Raw genomic sequence first — 11,118 nt, forward strand, 5'->3', positions numbered from 1 at the left:
GGGCGGTCTGGGGCTAGAGGGACTTGAGGGTGTCCTTGTGCAGGTTGGCCTTGAGCTCTTCGCGCCAGCCGTCCCACTGCTCGTGCTCGCCCTTGATGCCGATCAGGGCCTCCTTGACCTTGGAGATGCCGAAGCCCCAGGCCTCCTCGACGGTGATGTGCGGGGGCATGGTCAGCTCGCCGGGGCTGACGATGGCGTCGATGATCACGGGGCCGTCGTGGGCGATGGCCTCGTCGATGGCGGCGGCCACGTCGGCGGCGTGCTCCACCCGGATGCCGTGGCCGCCGCAGGCGCGGGCGTAGGCGGCGAAGTCGGGGTTCTGGAGGTGGGTGGCCACCGTGTTGAGCGGGAGGCCGGCCACCTCGGTCTCCATCTTCACGAAGCCCAGCTCCGAGTTGTCGAACACGATGACCTTGACCGGCCAGTTGAACCGGACCGCGCTCACGAAGTCCTGCATCGCCATGCCGAAGCCGCCGTCGCCGCACAGCGCCCACACCTGGCGCGACGGGTCGAGCGCCGCGGCGCCCAGAGCGATCGGGAGGGCGGAGCCGAGCGAGCCGTGGTTGAACGACCCGGCCATGCGCCGGCCGCCCGGGAGCCGGAGGTGGCGGGCGGCCCACACCGTGCACTCACCCACGTCGACCGCGAAGAAGGCGTCGTCGGCCGCCTTGTCGTTGATCGTCTTGGCGAACAGCTGGGGGTGGATCGGCTCGTCGTGGCGGTCGAGGCTGGCCTGTTCGTCCATCGCCTCCAGCCACCGGTCGCGCACCTTGCCGAGGTGGTGGAGGAAGCGGCCGCCGCGCTGGTGGTCGACCATCGGGGTGAGCTCCTGGAGCGTGGCCTTCATGGTGCCGACCAGGCCGACCGTGACCGGCGCCCGCTTTCCGATGTTCTCCACCCGCTCGTCGATCTGGACGATCTCGATGCCGTCGGGGATGAAGCCGTCGTAGGGGAAGTTGGTGCCGAGCATGACGAGCACGTCGCAGTCCCAGACGGCGTGGTAGCCGGACGGGTTGCCGATCAGCCCGGTGAGGCCGACGACGTTGGGATCGCCGTAGTCGAAGATGTCCTTGGCCCGGAGCGTGTGGACGATGGGTGCGCTCAGCTTCTCGGCCAGCGCCAGGACCTCGTCGCGTGCGTGGCGGCAGCCCACCCCGCAGAACAGCGCCACCTTCTTCCCGCCGTCGATGACGTCGGCGGCGCGGGCCAGGTCGCCGTCGGACGGGGAGAAGTGCGGCTTGGTGTGGGTCAGCGGGTGGAGGAAGTGCCGGCCCTCCACCTTGGCGCCGATGATGTCGACCGGCAGCTCGATGCGCACCACGCACTGCTCCACCAGTGCCTTCTGCACCGCGATCTCGCACACCCGGGTGACCTGCTCGGGCGTGTTCACGATGGCCTGGTAGTCGCAGATGTCGTCGAAGGCCTTGGTGAGGTCGACCTCCTGGAAGTACCCGGTGCCCTTCTCGATGTGGGCCACCTGGCCGGTGATCGCCACCACGCCGGCGCCCTCGCGCTTGGCGTTGTAGAGCCCGTTGATGAGGTGCAGCGAGCCCGGGCCCACCGTGCCGGCGCAGACCCCGATGCCGCCGGAGAGCTCGGCTTGGGCGTAGGCGGCGTAGGCGGCGTTCTCCTCGTGGCGCATCCCGTACCAGTGGAAGCGGTCGTCGGTCCGGATCCCCTCCAGCAGCGTGTTGAGCGCGTCGCCGGTGACCCCGAAGATGTCTCTGGCCCCGGCGTCGGCGAGGATGTCGAGCAGGACCTGGGCGACGTTCTTGGACTCGGCCATCGGGGGCCTCCTGGGGTCAGGTGGGGCGCGGGCTCAGCGGCTGACGCGGCCCACGGCGGGGCGGAAGACATCGGGGGACGCGTTGTCCCAGGCGAACTGGAAGCGGTCGGGCGCGGTCCCGTCGAGCAGCTCTCCGGGCTCGAAGGGCTTGTGGATCTCGCCGAACGTGCGCACCTCGTACTGGCTGACGCGGCGGATGACGTGGTCGTAGCTGAGCTGCGACGTGTGGTCGAGGCCCATGGCGGCGATCATCTCGGCCAGCGCCTGCACCGTGTTGTGGTGGAACTGCTCGACCCGCTTCGACTTGTCGGGGACCACGAGCGCCCGCTGGAGCCGCGGGTCCTGGGTGGTGACACCCACCGGGCACTGGTTGGTGTGGCAGCGCTGCGACTGGATGCACCCGACGGCGAACATGAACGCCCGGGCCGAGTTGCACCAGTCGGCGCCCAGGGCCATCGACTGGGTGATGGCCGAGGCGGTGACCATCTTCCCGCTGGCGCCGACCTTCATCCGGTCTCGCACCCCGGCGCCCACCAGGATGTTCTGCACGACCATCAGCCCCTCGACGAGGGGGAAGCCCAGGGAGTCGGAGAACTCGAGCGGCGCGGCGCCGGTGCCGCCCTCGCCGCCGTCGACGACGATGAAGTCGGGGTACGTGTCGCTGGCGATCATCGCCTTCACGATGGCCATGAACTCCCGCGGATCGCCGATGCAGAGCTTGAAGCCGACGGGCTTGCCGTTCGACAGCTCGCGCAGCTGGGCGATGAACGCCGTCATCTCCAGCGGGGTGGAGAACGCCTTGTGGTACGTGGGGGAGAAGACGTCCTTCCCGGGCTCGACGAGGCGGGCCTCGGCGATCTCCTCGGTGACCTTGGCGCCGGGCAGGATGCCGCCGTGGCCGGGCTTGGCGCCCTGCGAGACCTTGATCTCGATCATCTTCACCTGCTCGTGCGCCGCGTTCTTGGCGAACAGCTCGGGCGAGAACTCGCCGTCGGTGGTGCGGCAGCCGAAGTAGCCGGTGCCGATCTGCCAGATGAGGTCGCCGCCGTGCTCGAGGTGGTACTTCGACAGGCCGCCCTCGCCCGTGACGTGGGCGAACCCGCCGTTCTTGGCGCCGAGGTTCATGGCCCGGACGGCCTGGCGCCCGAGGGCCCCGAAGCTCATCGCGGAGATGTTGAGCACCGACAGCGAGTACGGCTGGGCGCACTGCTCGCCGCCGACGGTGATGCGCAGGTCGGCGACGGGGTCGGCCACCCTCGGCTTCGGGGCGATGGAGTGAGCCATCCACGTGTAGCCGTTCTCGTAGACGTCGAGCTCGGTGCCGAACGCCTTCTCGTCGGCGACGCCCTTGGCCCGCTGGTAGATCAGGGAGCGGGTGTCGCGGTTGAACGGCCGGCCGTCCTCGGAGTTCTCCACCAGGTACTGGTGCAGCTCGGGGCCCATGTCCTCGACGATGAACCGCAGGTGGCCGATGATCGGGTAGTTGCGCAGGATGCTGTGGCGGGGCTGGGTGTAGTCGTAGATCCCGACGATCGCCAGCGGCACGAAGAGCAGCTCGAGCAGCAGCCACCAGGGGCTGATGAGCGCCAGGCCCAGCGTGGCGATCGCTCCGATCACGCAGCCGACCAGGGCACCCGAGCGGATTCGCTGGATCATGGACTTCCCCTCCGGCACCGATCGCGACCGGTGCAACGTCTCCCGGGCGCTCCGCTGCACCGGTGGTGCGGCCCCCGCGCGGACGATAGCCCACCCCTGATCGGGCGGGCGGGGAGGTCATGGTGGCTTTCGCGCGGCACGGGCGACGTTGCTCGCGGGGTGCTCCCGGCTCGCCGGTAGCCTCGTCGGTCCGGGCGCCGGTGCTCGATGTGGAGGGTCGCGATGAAGCGTTCGGTCGTGGTGGTGGGTGGCGGGTTCGCCGGCGTGGCGTGCGCGAAGCGCCTGGCCAAGCACGGCGTCGAGGTGAAGCTCGTCGACCGGAACAACTACCACCAGTTCCAGCCGCTGCTCTACCAGGTGGCCACCGCACAGCTGGGTGTGCCCGACATCGCCCGTCCCCTGCGCGACATCTTCGTCCACTACCCCAACGTCCGGGTCACCACCGGTCACGTGGCGTCGATCGACCTGGAGGCGAGGTCGGTCACCACCTCCGACGGCGTGACCCTCAGCGGCGACGTGCTCGTGCTGGCGGCCGGGGCGCGGCCCAACTTCTTCGCCACACCGGGGGCGGAGGAGCTGGCCTTCCCGCTCTACTCCGTCAACGATGCCGAGCGCCTCCGCTCCCGCCTCCTCGGCATCATCGATTCGGTCGATCGCGACGCCAAGTACCTGGAGCAGGGCGCCCTCAACTTCGTGGTGGTCGGGGCCGGCGCCACCGGCGTGGAGACGTCCGGGGCGGTGGCCGAGATGATCCACGAGGTGATCCCGCACTTCTACCCGGAGTTCCCCGTCGACCGGGCCCGCGTCATCGTGGTCGACCACGGATCCCACGTCCTCAACGGGTTCACCGAGAAGTCGCAGCGCTTCGCCACCGATGCGCTCGAGCGCGACGGCGTCGAGTTCCGCTTCGGGACGGGCGTCGCCGAGGTGCAGCCGTCGAAGGTGGTCCTGAGCGACGGGAGCGAGATCCCCACCCACCTGGTGATCTGGGCGGGCGGAGAGCAGGCGTCCACGGTGATCGGCGCATCGGGCCTGCCGCAGGGCCGCGGCGGGCGCATCGACGTCGAGCCCGACCTCAGCGCACCGGGCCACCCCGACGTCTACGTGCTGGGCGACGCCGCCAACATCACCGACCAGCACGGCAACCCGCTGCCCCAGCTGGGCTCGGTGGCCCAGCAGGCCGGCACCTGGGCGGGGGCGAACATCATGGCCAACCTGGCCGGCCGGGCGACCACCCCGTTCGAGTACCACGACAAGGGGATCATGGCGATGGTCGGGCGCAACGCGGCCGTGGCCGAGCTGGGGGCGAAGCGCCACGAGATCGACGGGCCGATGGCGTTCGCCGCCTGGCTCGGGGTCCACGCCTCGCTGCTGTCGGGCACCCGCGACAAGATCGGGGCCCTGCTGGCGTGGAGCAACGACTACGTCAGCAAGAAGCGGCCCGCCGCGCTGGTCGACCACCCCGACGCCTACCGCATCGATTGGGAAGCCGACGACTAGGCGCGGCCGGTCCGTGGCCCTCGCCCCGCTGCGCCACCGCAACTTCGCGCTGGTCTGGTCGGCGGGGCTGATCTCCAACGTCGGCACGTGGATGGAGACGGTCGCGGTGGGCGACCTCGTCGCCAACCGCACCGGCGAGGCCGGGTGGACCGCGTTCGTCGCCGCGGCCGGGTTCCTCCCGATGGGGCTGATGGGGCCGATCGGCGGCGCGTTCGCCGATCGGCTCGACCGTCGGAAGCTGCTGATGGCCATGACCCTGGCGCAGATGGTGTGCGCTGCCGCCCTCACGCTGCTGTCGTTCACCGGCCACACCACACCGGGCGCGGTGGCGATCGTCGTGTTCGTCGCCGGGTGCGTCGCCGGGTTGGGCTTCCCCGCGTACAGCGCCATGCTCCCCGACCTGGTCCCGGCCGACGAGCTCCTCGCCGGCGTGTCGCTCAGCCAAGCCCAGTGGAACCTCGGGCGGGTCGTGGGGCCCGCGATCGCGGGCATCGCGATCGCGCTCGGCTCGTACACGGCCGCCTTCGCCATCAACTCGCTGTCGTTCGCGGCCATGGTGCTGGCCCTGTTCGCCCTCCGGTTGCCGAAGCACGTGCCATCCACCGACGACGCCGGTCTGTGGACCCGGATCCGCGTCGGGGCTCGGGCGGCGCGCGACGAGCCGGGGGTGCGCTCGGCCATCTTGATGATCTCGGTGGTGGCGCTCACCGCGTCGCCGTTCATCGCCCTGATCCCGGCGATGGCTCGGGTGCGATTCGACGGGGCGTCGAGCCTGACGTCGTGGTTCGTCACCGCCCAGGGCGTGGGGGCCGTGGCCGGCGCGCTGGTCCTGCCCGTCCTCGCCGCCCGGCTGGGCCGGTACCGGATGCTGCTGCTCAGCTTCGTGCTGCTGCCCGCCGCGCTGGTGCTCTACGGCCTGGCGCCCACACCGGAGCTGGCCACGCTCGCGCTGGTGGGCGTCGGGGCCACGTACATGTTCGTGTTCTCGGGCATCGGCACGGTGGTCCAGCTGCGGGCGCCGGCCGAGCTGCGGGCCCGCGTGCTCAGCTTCTACTTCCTCGCCCTCGGCGTGCTGTACCCGGTCGGCGCCACCCTCCAGGGCCCGCTCGCCGACCACTTCGGCCTGGGCGAGGTCACGATCGCGTCGGGCATCACCCTGTTCGCGGTGGTGGCCCTGCTGCGGCTGCTCAAGCCCGAGCGCCTGGCCGCGCTCGACGATCCGGCCGCCGTGGTGGCGCCGGTCACCGCCCGCCCCTGAGCCGGTACGGTCCTGCGGCCATGGACCGATCGGCGGCACCCGTCTCGTTCACCCACCGCGGCGCGATCGCGGCGGTGGCCGCGGCGGGCCTGGTGGCGTCGTGGATCGTGGCGGCGCACCGACCGGTGCCCGGCGGCGAGCTGCGGCTGGAGCGGTGGATCAACGCCGTGCCTGCCGCGGTGGGCACGGCCCTGTTCCCGATCATGCAGCTGGGCACGTTCGGGGCCCCGCTCCTGGTGGCGGCGGGCATCGCCGCGTTCCGGCGCGACGGGCTCCTGGCCCTGGCCACGGTGGCCGTCGGCTGGGCCAACTGGCAGGGGGCCAAGGCCATCAAGGGCGTGGTCGAGCGGGGGCGGCCGATCGCCTACCTCCCCGACATCCACCTCCGCGAGGCCGGGGCCACCGGGTTCGGCTACATCTCGGGCCACAGCGCGGTGGCGGCCGGCTCGGCGGTGATGGTGGCCGCCACGGTCCCCGCCCGCTACCGGTGGATCCCGGTGCTGGCGGCCGGGCTGGTCGGCGCGGCCCGCATGATCGACGGGGTCCACCTCCCGATCGACGTGATCGGCGGGTGGAGCTTCGGCACGCTCGTCGGGTTGGCCGGGCTGCGGCTGGTCGACCTCCGCGTCCCTCGAGGCCGGCCGAACATTCCCCAGGCGGACGCGCCGACCCCCTAGGTTTCGGAGATGTCCGACCGGGAGGGGAGCGCATGACCACGCTCGTCGGGCTGCCCGCGTGGCTGGTGGTCCTGGTGTCCGCGGCCGGCTGCGCCTCGCTCGCGATCGGGTTCCGCTGGATCCTGCGCCACCACCTCGGCGACGACGTCCGGTCCACCAGCCTGGTCGCGGGGCCGTTGATGCCGGCCCTCGGCGCGGTGTTCGCCCTCCTCACGGCCACCACCCTGAGCGCAGAGGCGACGCAGTTCCGTTCCGCCGAGGACAACGTCAGCGCGGAGGCCGCCGCCGCGTCGCGCATGGCGTGGGCGGCCACCAGCCCGGGGATCGACACCGTGGCGATCCAGAAGGAGCTGGTCTCGTACCTGCGGCTCACCCGCCTCCACGAGTGGTCGGGCGGCGACAGCGACGGCAGCCCCGCGGTGATGACGGCGCTCAGCGCGCTCGAGCGCACCGTGCGCACCGAGGCGGCGCAGGAAGAGGTCGGCAGCGCCCAGGGCGGTGAGCTGCTCGGCGCGCTCGACTCGCTCACCAGCCTGCGCCGCCAGCGCCTGGCCACCAGGGCCAACGAGCTGCCCGACCTCTACCTCATCGTCGTGCTCATGTCGGGCCTGGCGCTGATCGCCAACTCGGCGGCGCTCGCCCTGGACCACCGGCCGCGCGTGGCCGCCCTGACCGCGGGCCTGGTCGTGGTGGTCGCGCTCGCGATGGCCCTGCTCCTGGCCATCAGCGCACCCTTCAGCGGCGGCTTCATCGTCGATGGCGGACCGATCGACGTGATCCGCGCCAGCCTCGCCGCGGGTGGGTTCCAGCCGTGAACCTCTTCGTCTGCGTCGCCATCGTGGCCGTCTCCGTGGCGGTCGGCATCGCGCTCATGCTGTTCGCCCGCACCAAGGCGCCCGACGGCAGCTGGTTCCACGACGGCGACCGGGCGTCGGGCGTGTTCGGCGTGCTGGCCACCGGCTTCGCCGTGCTGCTGGGCCTGGTGGTCGTGCTGGCGTTCACCAGCTTCGACCAGTCCCGCAGCGGCGCCGAGACGGAGGCGCTGGTGGTGTCGCAGCAGTACGAGACGGCGCAGTTCCTGCCCAGGGAGCACCGGGACGACCTCAGCGCCGAGCTGGTCTGCTACGCCCGCTACGTGGTGCACCAGGCGTGGCCCCGGATGCAGGACGGCACCCAGGGCGACACCGCCAACCCGTGGGCGGTCGACATGTTCAAGACCACCAAGCAGATCGAGCCGCAGACGAACGCCGAGCAGACCGCCTACAGCAAGTGGATCGACCAGACCTCGGACCGCGAGGCGGCGCGCAACGACCGCGTCCACGGCGCCGTCGGCGTGATCCCGGGCCCGCTGTGGGCGGTGCTGCTGTTCAGCGCGGCGGTCATCTTCTGGTACATGCTCCTGTTCGCCGACAGCGGCGAGGCCCGCTTCGTGCAGGCCACCCTCATGGGCTCGGTGGTGGCGGTGGTGGTGTCGAGCCTGCTGCTGATCAACGTGCTCGACCAGCCCTTCAACAAGGGCGTCGGCGGCCTCAAGCCCGTGGCCATGGAACGCACCCTGCGCGTCCTCGACCAGATGCAGGCGATCGCTCCCGCCGGCCCGCTGCCCTGCGACGCCCAAGGCCTCCCCGCCAGCTGACCGGCGGGGTCAGGCGGTGCCGGGGGCCTCGACCTCTTCGGGGATGAGGAAGATGGCGCCGAGGAGGAAGCAGACGCCGCCCACCCAGGTGCCCGCGTTGGCGACCTGGGCGTTGCGCAGCGAGCCGTCCTCGATCACGAAGGCGGCGAGGGCCGACGCCATGAAGGCGATGGAGCCCACCATGTTGAGGGTGGCCACCGACCAGTCGAGGTCCCGGGGCCGCCACGTGACCCACGGCTTCCGCACCACGGCGTACGCCAGGGCAGAGGCCACGAGGAAGGCGATGGAGCCGAAGAAGTCGGGGGCCCACACGCGGTGGTCGGACTGCTTGGCCGACAGGCTGTGCTGGAGCGCGAGGAACGTCGACACGTTGAAGCAGAGGGTGCCGGCGAACTGCACGATGCCCGCCCACCACTCGGCCCGGCGCGGCGCCCGCGCCACCGTGCGCCAGCGCGCCGCCCGCCGGGTGCGGATGCCGCGTCCGATCGCGCCGGTGGACACCAGCACCTGGAGCCACGCCGCCGTGGTGAAGAAGAGCGAGCCGATGAAGTAGGTGACACCGTCGGCATCGGCCCCCACGAGCGACTCGTAGCCCGGGGTGGCGCCCAGGATGAAGCAGCTGGAGCCCACGGCGAAGTTGGCGGCCACCCACCAGTCGGCCTGCCGTGGGTCCCACCAGATGGAGCCGCCGGTCTTCGGATCGATCTTCGCCACGGAGGTGCGGCTCAGAGGTGGTTGAAGCCGGCGGACTCTTCCTTGGTCATCGGCACCGTGACCGGGTGGCGGCCCAGGTGCTCGATGGCCTCGCGGAAGTCGTCCATGAGGAGGCTGGCGAGGTCGCGGCTGACGTCCTGGCGCACCAGCACCCGCTGGACCGCGATGTCGGAGGCGTCGCCGGTGAGCGTGTACGCCGGCACCTGCCAGCCCTTGATCCGCAGCCGGTCGGCCAGGTCGTAGAGGGTGAAGCCGAGGTCCTCGCCCTCGGGCACGCGCCAGGTGACGCAGGGGATGCCGGTGGCCGGGTCGCTGTCGTGGAGCAGCTCGAACAGGCCGATGTTGGTGATCTCCTGCGCGATGTAGCGGCCGGTGGCGTAGGCGGCGTCGTGGACCCGCCGGTACCCGTCGCGGCCGAGGCGGAGGAAGTCGTAGTACTGGGCGACGATCTGGCCGGCGGGGCGGGAGAAGTTGATCTGGAAGACGGGCATGTCGCCGCCCAGGTAGTTGACGTGGAAGATCAGGTCGTCGGGGAGGTGCTCGGCGTCGCGCCACACCACCCAGCCCACGCCCAGGGGGGCGAGCCCGAACTTGTGGCCCGAGGTGCTGATCGACTTCACGCGGGGGAGGCGGAAGTCCCACTCGAGGTTGGGGGCGCAGAACGGGGCGAGGAACCCCCCGCTGGCGGCGTCGACGTGGATGTCGACGTCGATGCCCGTGTCGGCCTGGTACTGGTCGAGCACCTCGGAGATCGGCTTCACCATCTCGTAGGCGCCCGTGTAGGTGAGCCCGAGGGTGGGGACCACCATGATCGTGTTCTCGTCGACCCGGGAGAGCACGTCTTCGGGGGTCATGAAGTACTGGCCGTGCGCCATCGGGACCTCACGGATCTCGATGTCCCAGTACCTGGCGAACTTGTGCCAGACCACCTGGACCGCGCCGCACACCATGTTGGGCTTGTCGGTGGGCTTGCCGGCCGCCTCCTGGCGGGCCCGCCAGCGCCACTTGGCCGCCATGCCGCCGAGCATGCACGCCTCGGACGAGCCGATGGCCGAGGTGCCCACGGTGTTGGCGGAGTCGGGAGCGTTCCAGAGGTCGGCCATCATGTGGGTGGCGCGGCGCTCGATCTCGGCGGTGGCCGGGTACTCGTCGCGGTCGATCATGTTCTTGTTGACCGCGAGCTCCATGAGCCGGATGACCTCGGGCTCCTCCCAGGTCTGGCAGAAGGTGGCCAGGTTCTGGCGGGCGTTGCCGTCGAGCATGATCTCGTCGGCGATCACCTGGTAGGCGTGCCCGGGAGAGATCTCCTCCCCGGGGAAGCGGTACTTGGGCAGCGCGCTGGACAGGTCCTGCCCGGCGAAGACGCTGTCTTCCATCTCGTGGCGGATCGAATCGCGATCGTGCAGGGCCATGGTCGTCTCCCGATGAGGCCGAGCGGCCGGGGTGGCTCGGCGTTGTCGGTGCACGGCCTACCACGCACCGATCCACCCGTGCTCACCCGATCGGGGTGCGGGGCCTCCAGGTCAGGCGGCGCGCTCCTGCTGCTCGTAGATGAGCCGCAGCAGCCAGAACCGCAGGAAGCGGCCGATCGAGTAGCGCAGGAACACGGCCATGCCGGCCACGGCCAGGGTCAGGCCGAAGACCGCCAGGATGATCATGCTCGACACGTCGCGGGGGTCGGCCTGCGAGGTGGACACGATGTAGGCGACGAGGGCCACCGCCGCGCCCACCACCATGAGCACGATGCCCAGCGCGATCATCCGGGGCTCGCCTGCGGCGCCGCCGGTCTTGACGCGGACCTTGGCGATGTCGTCCTCGAACTGCTGGCGCCGTTCGGGGGCCATCCCTTGGGTGGTCTTGGGGTCGTCCACGGTGCGTTGCTCCTGGAGGT

At 71.1% G+C, this 11,118-nt stretch carries 10 protein-coding genes; 5 read left to right on the plus strand and 5 right to left on the minus strand.

Translation table 11 applies throughout. From position 1 onward, the window contains the following. Positions 1 to 13: 13 nt before the first annotated feature. Together ACPPVX_RS15980 and ACPPVX_RS15985 are read right to left on the minus strand one after the other, a co-directional pair. Complete coding sequence (locus tag ACPPVX_RS15980) at positions 14 to 1,786, minus strand: thiamine pyrophosphate-dependent enzyme (RefSeq protein WP_426571565.1); 1,773 nt, start codon at positions 1,784 to 1,786, stop codon at positions 14 to 16. Between the two features lie 33 nt (positions 1,787 to 1,819). Beyond that, positions 1,820 to 3,442 (minus strand): FMN-binding glutamate synthase family protein, encoded by a 1,623-nt coding sequence (locus ACPPVX_RS15985; protein WP_426571566.1) that lies wholly within the window; start codon positions 3,440 to 3,442, stop codon positions 1,820 to 1,822. A gap of 222 nt (positions 3,443 to 3,664) precedes the next feature. On the opposite strand from ACPPVX_RS15985, the gene ACPPVX_RS15990 reads away from it, so the two are divergent. The 5 genes from ACPPVX_RS15990 to ACPPVX_RS16010 are packed head-to-tail and all read left to right on the plus strand — an operon-like array spanning position 3,665 to position 8,513. After that, positions 3,665 to 4,942 carry an NAD(P)/FAD-dependent oxidoreductase gene (locus tag ACPPVX_RS15990; RefSeq protein ID WP_426571567.1) on the plus strand — a complete coding sequence of 426 codons (1,278 nt, stop codon included), beginning with the start codon at positions 3,665 to 3,667 and terminating at the stop codon, positions 4,940 to 4,942. A gap of 13 nt (positions 4,943 to 4,955) precedes the next feature. Beyond that, on the plus strand, positions 4,956 to 6,200 hold the full coding sequence (locus ACPPVX_RS15995; protein WP_426571568.1) for an MFS transporter: 1,245 nt from the start codon (positions 4,956 to 4,958) through the stop codon (positions 6,198 to 6,200). A gap of 20 nt (positions 6,201 to 6,220) precedes the next feature. Continuing rightward, positions 6,221 to 6,877, plus strand: coding sequence for a phosphatase PAP2 family protein (locus ACPPVX_RS16000; RefSeq protein WP_426571569.1), 657 nt, complete (start codon positions 6,221 to 6,223; stop codon positions 6,875 to 6,877). A gap of 32 nt (positions 6,878 to 6,909) precedes the next feature. Then, positions 6,910 to 7,692: a DUF4239 domain-containing protein gene (locus ACPPVX_RS16005; RefSeq protein ID WP_426571570.1), complete on the plus strand. Its 783-nt coding sequence runs from the start codon at positions 6,910 to 6,912 to the stop codon at positions 7,690 to 7,692. Further along, on the plus strand, positions 7,689 to 8,513 hold the full coding sequence (locus tag ACPPVX_RS16010) for a hypothetical protein (protein ID WP_426571571.1): 825 nt from the start codon (positions 7,689 to 7,691) through the stop codon (positions 8,511 to 8,513). The genes ACPPVX_RS16005 and ACPPVX_RS16010 overlap by 4 nt, the downstream gene beginning before the upstream one ends. Positions 8,514 to 8,522: 9 nt before the next feature. On the opposite strand, the gene ACPPVX_RS16015 is transcribed toward ACPPVX_RS16010, so the two are convergent. The 3 genes from ACPPVX_RS16015 to ACPPVX_RS16025 form a co-directional block, all read right to left on the minus strand. Continuing rightward, a complete protein-coding gene (locus tag ACPPVX_RS16015; RefSeq protein ID WP_426571572.1) occupies positions 8,523 to 9,227 on the minus strand; it encodes a hypothetical protein in 705 nt (234 codons plus the stop codon). 11 nt (positions 9,228 to 9,238) lie between these two features. Then, positions 9,239 to 10,639, minus strand: coding sequence for a glutamate decarboxylase (locus ACPPVX_RS16020; protein WP_426571573.1), 1,401 nt, complete (start codon positions 10,637 to 10,639; stop codon positions 9,239 to 9,241). A 111-nt stretch (positions 10,640 to 10,750) separates the two neighbouring features. After that, entirely contained in the window at positions 10,751 to 11,098 is a 348-nt protein-coding gene (locus tag ACPPVX_RS16025; protein ID WP_426571574.1) for a hypothetical protein, read from the minus strand. Positions 11,099 to 11,118 lie beyond the last annotated feature (20 nt).

This window comes from Aquihabitans sp. McL0605, assembly GCF_049993875.1.
In the GTDB taxonomy this organism is placed as follows: Bacteria; Actinomycetota; Acidimicrobiia; order Acidimicrobiales; family Iamiaceae; genus Aquihabitans.